This window comes from Nonomuraea soli, from assembly GCF_013761175.1.
GTDB classification, from domain to species: domain Bacteria; phylum Actinomycetota; class Actinomycetes; order Streptosporangiales; family Streptosporangiaceae; genus Nonomuraea; species Nonomuraea soli.
On record NZ_JACDUR010000001.1, the window covers coordinates 1230609 to 1243111 of the forward strand.

15 protein-coding genes are annotated in these 12503 nt (G+C 70.4%); 7 read left to right on the forward strand and 8 right to left on the reverse strand.

Annotated features, from left to right (window positions below):
* Positions 1-4 precede the first annotated feature (4 nt).
* A complete protein-coding gene (locus tag HNR30_RS05820) occupies positions 5-238 on the forward strand; it encodes a helix-turn-helix transcriptional regulator (RefSeq protein ID WP_181608576.1) in 234 nt (77 codons plus the stop codon).
* Here the strand turns inward: HNR30_RS05820 and HNR30_RS05825 are convergent.
* Positions 230-1396 carry an FAD-binding protein gene (locus tag HNR30_RS05825; RefSeq protein WP_181608577.1) on the reverse strand — a complete coding sequence of 389 codons (1167 nt, stop codon included), beginning with the start codon at positions 1394-1396 and terminating at the stop codon, positions 230-232. The genes HNR30_RS05820 and HNR30_RS05825 overlap by 9 nt on opposite strands.
* Positions 1397-1499: 103 nt before the next feature.
* Here HNR30_RS05825 and uvrB point away from each other — a divergent pair, with 103 nt between their 5' ends.
* Positions 1500-3608 (forward strand): excinuclease ABC subunit UvrB, encoded by a 2109-nt coding sequence (gene uvrB, locus HNR30_RS05830; RefSeq protein WP_181608578.1) that lies wholly within the window; start codon positions 1500-1502, stop codon positions 3606-3608.
* A gap of 266 nt (positions 3609-3874) precedes the next feature.
* On the opposite strand, the gene HNR30_RS05835 is transcribed toward uvrB, so the two are convergent.
* The gene (locus HNR30_RS05835; RefSeq protein WP_181608579.1) at positions 3875-4279 is read right to left on the reverse strand and encodes a VOC family protein; all 405 of its coding nucleotides are present in this window, start codon (positions 4277-4279) and stop codon (positions 3875-3877) included.
* Positions 4280-4333: 54 nt separating this feature from the next.
* Between HNR30_RS05835 and HNR30_RS05840 the strand changes: the two genes are divergently transcribed.
* The 3 genes from HNR30_RS05840 (at position 4334) to HNR30_RS05850 (ending at position 6040) form a co-directional block, all read left to right on the forward strand.
* Positions 4334-4765, forward strand: coding sequence for a MarR family winged helix-turn-helix transcriptional regulator (locus HNR30_RS05840; RefSeq protein WP_181608580.1), 432 nt, complete (start codon positions 4334-4336; stop codon positions 4763-4765).
* Between the two features lie 202 nt (positions 4766-4967).
* Positions 4968-5522 carry a GNAT family N-acetyltransferase gene (locus HNR30_RS05845; protein ID WP_181608581.1) on the forward strand — a complete coding sequence of 185 codons (555 nt, stop codon included), beginning with the start codon at positions 4968-4970 and terminating at the stop codon, positions 5520-5522.
* A gap of 11 nt (positions 5523-5533) precedes the next feature.
* Positions 5534-6040: a methyltransferase family protein gene (locus HNR30_RS05850; protein ID WP_181608582.1), complete on the forward strand. Its 507-nt coding sequence runs from the start codon at positions 5534-5536 to the stop codon at positions 6038-6040.
* Positions 6041-6130: 90 nt separating this feature from the next.
* Here the strand turns inward: HNR30_RS05850 and HNR30_RS05855 are convergent, their stop codons facing one another.
* Positions 6131-6508 (reverse strand): VOC family protein, encoded by a 378-nt coding sequence (locus tag HNR30_RS05855; RefSeq protein ID WP_181608583.1) that lies wholly within the window; start codon positions 6506-6508, stop codon positions 6131-6133.
* A gap of 117 nt (positions 6509-6625) precedes the next feature.
* Positions 6626-7501 (reverse strand): serine protein kinase RIO, encoded by an 876-nt coding sequence (locus HNR30_RS49935; RefSeq protein WP_181608584.1) that lies wholly within the window; start codon positions 7499-7501, stop codon positions 6626-6628.
* 200 nt (positions 7502-7701) lie between these two features.
* On the opposite strand from HNR30_RS49935, the gene HNR30_RS05865 reads away from it, so the two are divergent.
* A complete protein-coding gene (locus HNR30_RS05865) occupies positions 7702-8244 on the forward strand; it encodes a hypothetical protein (protein ID WP_181608585.1) in 543 nt (180 codons plus the stop codon).
* Here HNR30_RS05865 and HNR30_RS05870 read toward each other — a convergent pair.
* Entirely contained in the window at positions 8237-8848 is a 612-nt protein-coding gene (locus HNR30_RS05870) for a hypothetical protein (protein WP_312894253.1), read from the reverse strand. The two genes, HNR30_RS05865 and HNR30_RS05870, sit on opposite strands and share 8 nt — an antisense overlap.
* 99 nt (positions 8849-8947) lie before the next feature.
* Here HNR30_RS05870 and lipP1 point away from each other — a divergent pair, with 99 nt between their 5' ends.
* Complete coding sequence (gene lipP1 / locus HNR30_RS05875; protein ID WP_181608586.1) at positions 8948-9859, forward strand: LipP1 family hormone-sensitive lipase; 912 nt, start codon at positions 8948-8950, stop codon at positions 9857-9859.
* 121 nt (positions 9860-9980) lie between these two features.
* Here lipP1 and HNR30_RS05880 read toward each other — a convergent pair whose 3' ends face one another.
* From HNR30_RS05880 to HNR30_RS05890, 3 genes are read right to left on the reverse strand one after another with little or no spacing between them, the layout of a single operon-like run.
* A complete protein-coding gene (locus HNR30_RS05880) occupies positions 9981-10574 on the reverse strand; it encodes a DUF4126 domain-containing protein (RefSeq protein WP_181608587.1) in 594 nt (197 codons plus the stop codon).
* 28 nt (positions 10575-10602) lie between these two features.
* Positions 10603-11709: an NAD(P)H-dependent flavin oxidoreductase gene (locus HNR30_RS05885; protein ID WP_181608588.1), complete on the reverse strand. Its 1107-nt coding sequence runs from the start codon at positions 11707-11709 to the stop codon at positions 10603-10605.
* Positions 11710-11718: 9 nt separating this feature from the next.
* A complete protein-coding gene (locus tag HNR30_RS05890) occupies positions 11719-12432 on the reverse strand; it encodes an MgtC/SapB family protein (protein ID WP_181608589.1) in 714 nt (237 codons plus the stop codon).
* Between the last annotated feature and the right edge of the window lie 71 nt (positions 12433-12503).

Genomic DNA, 12503 nt, shown 5'->3' on the forward strand with positions numbered 1-12503 from the left:
TTTCGTGACCGAGACCGTGTACAACCGCATTGCCCTGCTCCGCGCGGAGCGGGGCATCAGCCGTCGCCAGCTGGCCGACGCCCTGGGCGTGCACTACCAGACCGTCGGCTACCTCGAACGCGGCGAATACAGCCCGTCGCTCTTCCTGGCCCTGCGGATCGCGAGCTTCTTCGAGGTGCCCGTGGAAGTGATCTTCTCGGTCACCCCGTTCCCTCGCATCGGCGAACGGTCAGCCTAGGAGCTCGTCGAGCAGATCGTTCCGGAATTTCCCCTCCGGGTCGAACCGCCCGGCGAGCTCCAGGAACCGGGGATCGATCCCGGGCCGGGCGACGAAGATCTTCCCCCAGTGCGGGCGGGGCTCGAACGGGCTCAGCACGCTCTCGACCAGCTTCACCGCCTCCATCACCCTGGCGGGCTCCTTCAGCCAGGTGAAGTGCACCGCCACCGTCGCCCTGCCGTACGCCGGGCTCAGCCACAACCCGTCGGCCGCGACACTGCGGATCTCCGAGACGTGCAGCACCGGCCGCAGCCGCTCGCCCACCTTCGCCAGCTCCGCCAGCGCCTCGTCGGCGTGCTCGCGCGCCACCATGAACTCCGACTGCAGCTCCTCGCCGGCACTCGGCAGGAACTCGGCGCGGAAGTGCGGCAGCCGCTCGTGCCACGGGCCGGGCACGCCGAGCTGCTGGGTGCAGTTGCCGGTGGGCATGCCCGCGATCGGATGCCGCGGCCCGTCGGCCGCGGTCCTGGACACGCGCGGCGGCGCGGTGTCCTTCACCCAGAGCTGGGCGCCGTCCCAGTCGGTGAAGACGCTCACGCTGTAGCCGGGCGTGGCGTAGTCGGTCGTCAGGGCGTCGTCGAAAACGTACTGCCCCAGCTCGAACGCGGGCACCAGATCCAGCGTCAGCGCCGTCACCACGCCCAGCGCGCCCAGGGAGACCACCGCCCCGTCGAATCCCTCGTCGCCCCTGCTCAGTGTGACCACGTCGCCGTGAGCGGTCACCAGCTCGACGGAGGCCACCGACGTCGACAGGCAGCCGTTGTGCTCGCCCGACCCGTGCGTTCCCGTGGCCACCGCCCCGGCGACGGAGATGTGGGGGAGCGAGGCCAGGTTCGCCAGCGCCCAGCCCTCGGCGTCGAGCCGGGGGCAGATGTCGGCATAGGTCAGCTCGCCGCCGATGCGCACCTGATGGCGGTCGGTGTCGAGGTCGAACGTCCGCGGCATGCGCGCCAGGCTCACCAGGTCGCCCGTGGTGTCGGTGAGCTCGTTGAAGGTGTGTCCGGTGCCGACGACCCTGAGCCGCGGCGATCGGGCGACCAGAGCCTGGAGGGAGGGCCCGGTGGAAGGAGAGTGGAGTTCCCTGGCGCGGAAGGTGACGTTGCCAGCCCAGTTACGCATCACGTCACAGATCGTAGGCTCCACCGTCTCCTTAGGCGCCGGACGCACCCCACTTCTCGGAGCGATGCAAGAAATGTCGGAGCGGTTTCCTACAGTGGACACCATGCGACCGGTGACAGACTTGCAGCGTAAGGTGGCCCCCTTCGAGGTCGTCACCGAGATGACCCCGTCCGGCGACCAGCCCACGGCCATCGCCGAGCTGGAGCGCCGCGTCCTGGCGGGCGCCAAGGACAACGTGCTGCTCGGCGCCACCGGCACCGGCAAGACCGCCACGGTGGCCTGGCTGATCGAGCGCCTCCAGCGCCCGGCCCTGGTGATGCAGCCGAACAAGACCCTCGCCGCCCAGTTCGCCAACGAGCTGCGCGAGATGCTGCCCAACAACGCGGTGGAGTATTTCGTCTCCTACTACGACTACTACCAGCCCGAGGCGTACGTCCCGCAGAGCGACACCTACATCGAGAAGGACTCCTCGATCAACGACGAGGTCGAGCGCCTGCGCCACTCGGCGACCAACTCGCTGCTCACGCGCCGCGACACGATCGTCGTCGCCTCCGTGTCGTGCATCTACGGCCTGGGCACCCCGCAGGAATACGTCGACCGCATGACCCGGCTGAAGGTCGGCATGGAGGTCGAGCGCGACCAGCTGCTGCGCCGCCTGGTCGACATGCAGTACACCCGCAACGACCTGTCCTTCACGCGCGGCACGTTCCGGGTGCGCGGCGACACGATCGAGATCATCCCCAAGTACGAAGAGCTCGCCGTCCGCATCGAGATGTTCGGCGACGAGATCGAGAAGCTCTCCACGATGCACCCGCTGACCGGCGAGGTCATCACCGAGGACGAAGAGCTCTACATCTTCCCCGCCTCCCACTACGTCGCCGGCGAGGAGCGCATGGCCAGGGCGGTGGGGCAGATCGAGGTCGAGCTGGAGGAGCGCCTGGCCGAGCTCGAACGGCAGGGCAAGCTGCTGGAGGCGCAGCGGCTGCGCATGCGCACCACCTACGACATCGAGATGATGCGCCAGATCGGCACCTGCTCCGGCATCGAGAACTACTCGCGCCACATGGACGGCCGCGAGGCGGGCAGCGCGCCCAACACCCTGCTCGACTACTTCCCCGAAGACTTCCTGCTGGTCCTCGACGAGTCCCACCAGACGGTGCCGCAGATCGGGGCCATGTACGAAGGCGACGCCTCCCGCAAGCGCACCCTCGTCGACCACGGCTTCCGCCTGCCCTCCGCGCTCGACAACCGCCCGCTGAAGTGGGAGGAGTTCCTGGAGCGCATCGGCCAGACCGTCTACCTGTCGGCCACCCCCGGCGCCTACGAGCTCGGCCGCTCCAAGGGCGAGGTCGTCGAGCAGGTCATCCGGCCGACCGGCCTGGTCGACCCCGAGGTCGTCATCAAGCCCACCAAGGGCCAGATCGACGACCTGGTCCACGAGATCCGCACCCGCGCCGACCGCGACGAGCGGGTCCTGGTCACGACACTGACGAAGAAGATGTCGGAAGACCTCACCGACTACCTCCTCGAGCTCGGCATCCGGGTGCGCTACCTCCACAGCGAGGTCGACACCCTGCGCCGCATCGAGCTCCTGCGCGAGCTGCGCCTGGGCGAGTTCGACGTCCTGGTGGGCATCAACCTCCTGCGCGAGGGCCTCGACCTGCCGGAGGTGTCGCTGGTGTCGATCCTCGACGCCGACAAGGAGGGCTTCCTGCGCTCGGAGACCTCGCTCATCCAGACCATCGGCCGTGCCGCGCGAAACGTCTCCGGCCAGGTCCACATGTACGCCGACAAGATCACCCCCTCGATGGAGCGGGCGATCGACGAGACCAACCGCCGCCGGGCCAAGCAGATGGCCTACAACGAGGCCAACGGCATCGACCCGCAGCCGCTGCGCAAGAAGATCGCCGACATCCTCGACTCGCTGCAGCGCGAAGACGCCGACACCGAGCAGCTCATGGGATCCGGACGCCAGCAGTCCCGCGGCAAGGCGCCGGTGCCGGGCTTCGTCGCGAAGCAGGCCGGGCAGCACGCCAAGGCCATCGCCGGGGAGCTGCCCAGGGCGCAGATGGAGTCGCTGATCGAGTCGCTGACGGAGCAGATGCACCAGTCCGCGGCCGACCTGCAGTTCGAGGTCGCGGCCCGGCTGAGGGACGAGATCAAGGAGCTGAAGCGGGAGCTGCGCGACATGAAGGAGGCGGGGGTCAAGTAGGGGCTCCCACCGCTCCCACCCTTCCCGCCCGCCCCACCCCGCCCCCGGTCCTGCTCGGGCTGGGGCTTCTGGCAGTGACCCGCCGCCGTGGTGGTGGCTGGTGGCGGGCCGCGGCGTGTTTGGCTGGGCGCCGTTCGCCGCCGTTCGCGGGGCGACGCTCGCGGCGTGGGCTGAGGTTCGTGGGGCGACGCTCGCGGGGCGGGGCTGAGGTTCGTGGGGCTGAGGTTCGTGGGGGTCGACATCCGCACGCCCCCGCAGCCGTCCGTTCAGGCGGCGGTGCCGTACGACTGCAGCTCCAGCAGGTTGCCGTCGGGGTCGCGCAGGTGGGCCGTGCGCAGGCCGCGGCCCCAGTCCGGCCGGTCCGCCGGCGCCGCCACCAGGGTGCCGCCGTGGCTCAGGCACACCTCGTGGGCGGCGTCGACGTCGTCCACCCGGCACACCAGCATGGCCCGGTCCCGCCCGGTCCCGCCGCCGGTCTCGGCCAGGCCCGCCATCCCCGCCTGGTCGAACAGCGACAGCACGCCCTCGCCTTCCACATCCCAATGGGCGTAGGGGCCCTCGGCCGATCCGTGAGCCCGTACGGCTCCGGCGATGCGCGGGAGCACCGCGTCGTAGAAGGCGAACGCTGCCGGGAAGTCGTTCACCAGCAGCCGGGGGTGCAGGGCATCCATGTCTCTCCAATCGTGGGCTAACACCAATCGTTGGTGTGACCCTACAATAAGGGCATGATCGATGCTCCGCCGACGCTGCTGGCGCTCAGCGCCTACCTGCTGTCCAGGGCGGGCAAGTCCGCCCGCGCCCGCGTGGCCGTCCACCTGGCGGCCGAGGGGTTGCGGTTGTGGCACATGGCCGTGCTGGCCGCCCTGGCCGACTTCGGTCCGCACGTGCAGGGTGACCTGGCCGCGCGGCTGGGCATCGACCGCAGCGACATGGTCAAGGTCGTGGACGAGCTGTCGGAGGCCGGCTTCGTCGAGCGCACCCGGGACCCGGCCGACCGGCGACGGGTCCACGTGAGTCTGACCCCGGCCGGTGAGGCGGCGTTGCGGCGGCTCGTGTCGGATGCCGGGGCCGTGGACGACTCCCTGCTGCGACCGCTCGATCCTGAGGAGCGCGCGACGCTCCGGACCCTGCTTCTGAAGATCCTCGCGGCGAACTGACGCCCGCTCGGGCGGGGTCGCGAATGATCAGGTTATCGGCCAGGACCACCGGGCGGACGGGCCCTCCGGAACGATGACGCGCTCGTTGACGGCGAGCGTGGGCGCGGTGGCGCGTACCTCGTTGACAGCAACGGGGCGGATCTCTTGCAGGAAGGAATCCGTGTGGTTTGCCGACGAACCGCCCGTCCGATAGGAAGGTCGGATGTTGCGAGGCGACAAGGTCGGGCTGCGCGCCCGGTACGAGGCCGACATCCCCATCCTGCTGACCGAGCTCTACGACGACCCGGTCAACTCCTCACGCTCCGAGAGTCGCCCGTGGCGGCCGATCACGCCGGGGTCCAAGGATCCCCGGCTCGTGGTCGACGACACCCAGCAGGGGCTCGTCCAGTTCTCGATCGTCGAACTGGAGGGCGGCACGCTGGTCGGCACCGCGACGTTCTGGGGCATCGACACCCACAACCGCAACGCGCACCTCGGGCTCGGCCTGCTGCCGTCGGCTCGCGGCAAGGGGTACGGCGCCGACGCGGTCGCGGTGTTGTGCCATTACGGCTTCGTCGTGCGCGGATTGCAGCGGTTGCAGATCGAGACGCTGGCCGACAACGCCGCGATGTTGCGTTCGGCGGAGCGCAACGGGTTCGTGCGTGAGGGTGTGCTGCGCTCGTCGGCGTGGGTGATGGGGGAGTTCCTCGACGAGGTCGTGCTCGGATTGCTCGCCCAGGACTGGAAGACTCTTCCCGGCGCCGGTAACTCATCGTAGAGTGAATTTCTGTGCGAAGAGCCCACGCGGTCACCGGCTCCACCGTCTTCTTCTTGCTGGCCCCCGGTACGGTGGCCGCCCTCGTGCCCTGGTGGATCACCGGCTGGCGGATGCTCAGCCCGCTTCCGTCGTGGGCGATGCTCCCGTTGCGGGTCGTCGGCGTGCTCCTGATCCTCGCCGGGCTGCCGGTGCTGGCGGGGGCGTTCGTCAGGTTCGTCGTGGAGGGGCTGGGGACGCCTGCTCCGGTGGCCGCGCCGGAGAAGCTGGTCGTCGGTGGTTTCTATCGGTATGTACGCAACCCGATGTATGTCGCCGTCTTCGCGATCATTCTCGGGCAGGCCGCTCTGCTCGGTCAGGGGTCATTGGTGGTCTACGCCGCCGTGGTCGCGGTTCCCGTCTACCTGTTCGTGCGGTTCTACGAGGAGCCGACCTTGCGGGCCAGGTTCGGCGGCGACTACGACGCGTACCGGGCCCAGGTGCCGAGCTGGTGGCCGAGGTGGCGTCCGGCCCGGCGGTGAAGGGCCGGCGGTGAAGGGCCGGTGGTGAACGGGCCGGTGGTGAACGGGCCGGTGGTGAACGGGCCGGACGCATGAGGAAGGAGCGCGGCGCTACATCTGCGCCCGGTGTTCCTCGCTGAGCTGGATGAGCTGCACGTAGTTGCCGTCGGGGTCGATGGCGGTGGCGAAGAGGCTGCCGTCGCGGTCCTCCAGCTCGGCCAGCCAGGTGACGCCCAGCGTGTTCAGGCGCTCGACCGTGGCGCGGGCGTCGTCGACCTCGAAGTTGAGGATGACGCGCCCCGGCTCGGGGTTCTTGTCGCCGATGTCGTTCCGGCTGTCGATGAACAGGTGGAAGCCCGCGAAACCCAGCACGCCGTAGTGGTCGACGTCGGTGTCGCGCGCGGGCTGGAACGCCTCGGTGTACCAGGCGCGAAGCCGCGCCGGATCGGTGCTGGACAGCAGGACGCTGCCGAGTTTGGTGTCACTCATGACGATGCAGACTCGCCGCCCGCCGGAAACTCATCGCGGGAGCGGGCGGCGATTCGCCTGCGGGCCGAGCCCGTTGCTCACAAGCCGAGCCCGTTGCTCACAAGCTGAGCCGGTTGCTCACAAGCTGAGCCTGGCCTCGCGCAGCAGCAGCGCCGCCAGCGCGTCGGGATCGGCCGCGGTGACGCCCTTGGAGGCGAACCAGGTGGCCACGTTGCGCGCGTCGCGCTCGAGGAACTCGGGCCCGCTCGGGTGGGAGATGACGTCCACGATCTGCGGCAGGTCGATGACGACCAGCCGCCCGTCCTGGACGAGCAGGTTGTAGGCCGACAGGTCGCCGTGGGCCAGGCCCTCGTGCGCGAGCCGTACCATCGCCTCGACCAGCTGCTCCCACAGTGACTCCAGGCCGTCGGAGACGGTGGCGAGCCGGGGGGCGGCGAAGCCGTCGGCGGTGCCGATGAACTCCTGCAGGATCTCGGTGCCGACGATCTGCACCGGGTACGGCACCGGCAGCCCGAGTGAGTGCAGCCGGCACAGCGCGTCGAACTCGGCCTGCGCCCACTGCCCCGCGATGAGCTTCATGCCGAACGAGGTGCGCTTGGCCATGGCGCGGTTCATGCGGCTCTCCTTGACCGTGCGGCCTTCCAGGTAGCCCGCGTCGCGGTGGAAGAGCCGGTGCTCGGAGTCGCGGTAGCGCTTGGCGGCCAGCAGGCACACCCGGTCGGTGCCGGGCACGCCGCGTGAGATCAGGTGGACGTCGGCTTCCTTGCCGGTCTTGAGGATGCCGAGCTCGGTGTCGACCGCGGCCAGCTCGGTGACGAGCCAGGCAGGGTACGGCTTGGGCCCGCGCTCGGTGGGCGTGGACTGGTCCCAGGTGGACCAGCGGTCACCCGTGGGCGGAAGGTCGTAGTCGACGGGGTTGGCCTCCAGCCACTCGACGTCGTCGGCGTCGAGAGCCTTCTTGCCACGGGAACGGTACTGCGTGTGCTTCGGCACGGTGGGTTTCTCCTGAACGAGAGTGGTGCCCCACCGGCGCGCAGGTCAGAGCGGCGTCCGCCCGGTGGGAGGAATGAGGAGCGTGGAAGGCACGCGGACAGGCGTCATCACGGTCTCATCCTCCTTTCGCGTCGCAGCGATCAACGGGCATGAGTATGGCCTGCGAAAATGCGGTTGCGCAAGTCGTTATTGTCGAAGGCATGGACAGGTGCGCCGACTGCGGGCATTTCGCGCCCGCCGGCGCGCCCGAATGCGGGGTCTGCGCGGCCCAGGTCGACGAAGTGGTCGAGCAGGGCTGGCGGGCCTTCGTCGCCGACTGGGACGACGCCGACGAGGTGGAGCTGGCCCGCATGGTCGCCGACGAGCCCGACCGGCACGAATGGCGGGTCGTGGACGCCGCCTACGACCGGCTGCGCTGCCCCGACTGCGGCGAGCGGCTGACCAGGGGACCGGTGGGCTGCGGGCCGTGCAACCTCAACCACGGCTTCCGGTTCTCGGCGATCGAGATCGACCGGCCGGGCGTGCCGCCGGGCAACGAGCACGGGCTGAGGGTCAACGTCGCGGTGGTGCGCAGGCCGCACTGGACCTCCGCCAACGAGCTGCTGGCCCGGCGCCTGGCGCTGCCGATCCTGCTGGCCGGGCAGCTGCCCGACACAGCCAGGGCCCAGGCCGCGGCGGCGATCCTGCGCACGCGGGGGCGCGAGGCCTACGAGGACTACATCTACCGGGAGTGGGTCAGCTGACCGGCGGGTCGTGCTTGTCCTGCATGGCGCGGCGGTAGAGCTCGTCGATCTCGTCGAGCGGGTCGACCGTGCGGCGACGCGCCTCCAGCTCCAGGTCGGTGCGGGTGCCCAGCTCGTCGATGCCGCTGGTGGCGTGGTGCATCTGGGCGCTCATGAGGTCGGCGCGGATGCGGGCGCAGATGGCCGTCAGCTTCGCCTGGTGCTCGCGCAGCCGCTCCAGCGTGACGTGGTCGACGTAGGGGGAGGTACGGCGCTGCGCGGCGTACATGCCCAGCTGGGTGTCCTGGATGTCGGCCTGTCGGGTCAGCTCGGCGAACACCTCGGGCAGCTCGCCCAGCCCCCAGCCCTGGCGCTGGGCCTGCTCGATGCCCTGACGGGTCAGCCCCACCTCGCGGCGCAGGTCGAGACGCAGGCGCTCGACCTCGGCGGCCTCGCCGGTGCCCATGGCGTTGACATGGGCCGAGAGCCGGGTGGCGGTGTCACGCGCCTTGACGGCGGCCTTCCTGCCCAGCTTGACCATGAAGAAGACGGCAAGGCCGCCCAACACGAGGAACAGCAGCAGGAAGATAGCCAGAAGCGTAAGCCCGAGCTCGATCGGAGACACCTCCCAGAAGGGGAACCTGCTTCGAGCATAGTCGCCGTCTCGGACCCGGGGTCCGGGCAAAGTCTTGTTGAACGTTGATCTATGTGCCAGATTCGACGCATGACGGTGGAACCCACCACACGCGCCGTCATCGACGCCATGACGGAGCTCTTTCCCAGGGTCGGCGTCAACGTGCACGACGCGGTCGAAGCCCGGCAGGTGATCGCCCAGATCCCGCCGCTCGAGGCCGCGCCGCAGCCGGTCCACGCGGTCGAGGACCGCAAGGCCGGCGAGATCCCGGTTCGTGTCTACTGGCCGGGCCCGCAGCTAGGGCTGCCCATCCTGATGTACTTCCACGGTGGCGGCTTCTCGCTGTGCACCCTCGACACCCACGACAACGTCTGCCGCGCGCTGTGCGCGGACGCGGGCGTGATCGTCGTCTCGGTCGACTACCGGCTCGCGCCGGAGGACCCGTATCCCGCGGCGGTCGACGACGCCTACGCGGCCACCCGCTGGGCCCACGAGCACGCCGACGAGCTGGGCGGCGATCCCGGCAGGCTGATCGTGGCGGGCGACAGCGCGGGCGGGAACCTGGCCGCGGTCACCTGTCTTCGCGCCCGCGACGAGGGCGGCCCGCCGATCGCCTTCCAGGTGCTCGTCTACCCGGCGACCGACGCGGCCATGGACTCCTCCTCGCACAGGGAGAACGCCGACGGCTACTTCCTGACCGGCGACGCCATGCGCTGGTATTGGAACAACTACATGCCGGATCCGGCCAGGCGGGAGGAGCCGTACTGCTCGCCCATCAACGCCGACCTGCACGACCTGCCGCCGGCGCTGGTGCTCACCGCTCAGTACGACCCGCTGCGCGACGAGGGCGAGGCCTACGGCGCCCGGCTGCGTGAGGCCGGGGTCAGGGCGCGCACCGTGCGCTTCGACGGCATGTTCCACGGTTTCTTCGGCCTCGGTGCGATGCTGCCCGCCGCCAAGGAGGCGATGGCCGTGGTGTGCGAGGCCGTCAGGAGAGTGTGAGAGCCCGGCGGCGACGCACCGACGCCGCCGGGCTCTGAACCCGTGAGCACGTGGGGCGGGGGCCACCGAGGCGCTCACGAGGAACACCGTAGAAGGCCGGACCCCGGCGGCGGATCCGCCGCTAGGGTGATCGCCGATCAGCCCTCCGGCGGACCCGCCTGACCTTGCGGATCGCCCACCAGGCCAGCAGAGCCAGCACGATCAGCGCCAGGATCACCAGCACCGGGGTGAAGATCGCGATCAGGCTCATGCCCAGCGAGCCCGCGTCCTCGACGGTCGAGACCACCGGAGCGCCGACCCCGGCGGTGCCGGCGTTGACGACCGGCCGCGCCGTCGTCTTCAGGGCGTGGACGGCCAGCGCCACGACGATGCCGAGCAGCCAGCCCATCCACGGGTTCTCCGCCATCCAGGTGGAGTTGTCGAGCTCGGCTGCGGCCGTGGTGGCGCTGAAGACCACCCCGCCCGACGCCGGCCGTACGGCGGTCTGGATGAGGTCGTTGACGCTGTCGACGGCCGGGATCTTGTCGAGCACGAACTCGGCCGCGAGCAGGACGGCGATGACCGCCAGCACGCCCCAGTTCGACAGCCACGTGTAGCCGTCGGGCAGCTTCACGGCGTCGGTGAAGTTGGCCAGGATGCCGACGACCAGCAGCGGGATATAGGCGTTCAGACCGGCCGCGGTCGACAGACCCAGGCCGGTGAGAGCAGCGAACATGACACCTTCCTACCCGACGGGGCCGGGTCTAGGGCGCCAGGCGCTCGACCGCCTCGGCATACTCGCTGATCATCTCGTAGACGACCTGCTTGGCGGGCTTGACCTGATCGAGCTGGCCGACGACCTGGCCGACGAAGTAGTTGGCCAGCTCCACCGCGCCCGGCTCGCCCCGCTCGGCGGCCGGGCCGATCGTGGCCATCGCCCCTTCGGCCAGGAGCATCTGCAGCGGCATGCCGAGCGGTCCCGGGCTGTTCTCGCCGTCCCACTCCCTGGTCCAGGCGGAGCTGAGCTGGCGGGCGGGCTTGCCGGTGCGCGAGCGGGAACGCACGGTGTCGAGCGAGGAGGCGGCCAGGAACTTGCGCTTGACCGCCTGCGGGGTCTCGGCCTCCTCGGTGGTCAGCCAGACCGACCCGCACCACACGCCCTGGGCGCCCAGGGCGATCGCCGCGGCCATCTGGCGGCCCGACGCGATGCCGCCGGCGGCCAGCACCGGGATCGGGGCGACGGCGTCGACCACCTGAGGGACGAGCACCATGGTGGAGATCTCGCCGGTGTGCCCGCCCGCCTCGGTGCCCTGGGCGACGATGATGTCGGCCCCCGCCTCACGCTGGCGCAGCGCGTGCTCGACGGTGCCGACCAGGGCGGCGACGGGCACGTCCGCCTCTCGGGCCAGCGCCACCATCTCGGGCGGGGGCGGGCCGAGCGCGCTGGCGATCAGGCCGATGCGGTGCTTCAGCGCGACCTCGATGAGGCCGGTGGCGCCCGACGCGGTGACCCTGCGTGCGACGTCGTCGGCGGCCGAGCCCGCCTGGGAGCCGGTGGCGCGGGAGGGCGGCGCCATGCCGTACTTGGAGAAGAGCGTGTCGAGGAAGGCGCGGTGCTCCTCGGGGATGAGGTCGGCCACCCGCACGCCGCGCGCGTCGAGCTTGCCCGGCACGAGCACGTCGACCCCGTACGGCCGGCCGCCGGTCTCGCGGTCGAGCCACGACAGCTCGGTGTCGAGCTGCTCGGCGGAGTAGGCGACGGCGCCCAGGACGCCGAAGCCGCCCGCGTTGGTGACGGCGGCGACGACGTCGCGGCAGTGGCTGAAGGCGAAGATGGGGACGTCGATGCCCAAGCGCTCGGTTAACCGCATGCACCGACTTTACGAGTCGTCCTCATCATCGTCATCCCCTTCGACGGTCCAGGTGACCGAGGTGACCGACGGTTCCAGGCTCAGCCGGCTCGTGGCCCGCTCGAACAGGCCCTCGTCGCGCTTGAGGCTGTCGACCATGGCGTGCACCTCGACCTGGCCGCGCACGTCCGCGTCGTGGCTGTGCAGGCTGCGCAGGCGCAGCTCGGGGCGGGTGAGTGCGGCGACGATGAGGCTGCGGACGTGCGCCTCGTCCTGCTTGGGGCACAGCACCTCGAAGCGGTAGCGGGTGCGCTGGCGGGCCCGGCGGCGGTCCAGGAAGCGTCCCAGCGGCCGCATCAGCGTGTTGGCGCCGACGATGAGCAGGGTGCCCGCGGTGGCCAGGACGAACATGCCGGCCCCCGCCAGCGATCCGACCGCCGCCGCGCACCACAGGGTGGCGGCGGTGTTCAGGCCGCGGATGTTGAAGCCCTCGCGCAGGATCACGCCCGCGCCCAGGAAGCCGATGCCCGAGACGATCTGCGCGGCCACCCTGGTGGGGTCGGCGGTCCCCGCGTCGTTGCTGAAGCCGTAGGCGCTGAGCAGGACGAACAGCGCCGATCCGACGGCCACCAGCAGGTTGGTGCGGATGCCCGCCATGCGGGCGCGCCACTGGCGCTCCATGCCGATCACCGCGCCGAGCCCGCCTGCGACGATCAGGCGCAGCATCAGCTCCAGATCAGCCATGTCAGGACATTTCCCCAACTGTGATGGCCTCTGGCAGTCGCTGACAGAGGTTTGGCAGAGGCATGGGCCAG

What these genes read in the sequence shown, in the direction of transcription:
- HNR30_RS05825 (WP_181608577.1), bottom strand. Translation starts at nt 1,396, where the DNA reads ATGCGTAACTGGGCTGGCAACGTCACCTTCCGCGCCAGGGAACTCCAC.
- uvrB (WP_181608578.1), top strand. Translation starts at nt 1,500, where the DNA reads ATGCGACCGGTGACAGACTTGCAGCGTAAGGTGGCCCCCTTCGAGGTC.
- HNR30_RS05835 (WP_181608579.1), bottom strand. Translation starts at nt 4,279, where the DNA reads ATGGATGCCCTGCACCCCCGGCTGCTGGTGAACGACTTCCCGGCAGCG.
- HNR30_RS05840 (WP_181608580.1), top strand. Translation starts at nt 4,334, where the DNA reads ATGATCGATGCTCCGCCGACGCTGCTGGCGCTCAGCGCCTACCTGCTG.
- HNR30_RS05845 (WP_181608581.1), top strand. Translation starts at nt 4,968, where the DNA reads ATGTTGCGAGGCGACAAGGTCGGGCTGCGCGCCCGGTACGAGGCCGAC.
- HNR30_RS05855 (WP_181608583.1), bottom strand. Translation starts at nt 6,508, where the DNA reads ATGAGTGACACCAAACTCGGCAGCGTCCTGCTGTCCAGCACCGATCCG.
- HNR30_RS05865 (WP_181608585.1), top strand. Translation starts at nt 7,702, where the DNA reads ATGGACAGGTGCGCCGACTGCGGGCATTTCGCGCCCGCCGGCGCGCCC.
- lipP1 (WP_181608586.1), top strand. Translation starts at nt 8,948, where the DNA reads ATGACGGTGGAACCCACCACACGCGCCGTCATCGACGCCATGACGGAG.
- HNR30_RS05880 (WP_181608587.1), bottom strand. Translation starts at nt 10,574, where the DNA reads ATGTTCGCTGCTCTCACCGGCCTGGGTCTGTCGACCGCGGCCGGTCTG.
- HNR30_RS05885 (WP_181608588.1), bottom strand. Translation starts at nt 11,709, where the DNA reads ATGCGGTTAACCGAGCGCTTGGGCATCGACGTCCCCATCTTCGCCTTC.
- HNR30_RS05890 (WP_181608589.1), bottom strand. Translation starts at nt 12,432, where the DNA reads ATGGCTGATCTGGAGCTGATGCTGCGCCTGATCGTCGCAGGCGGGCTC.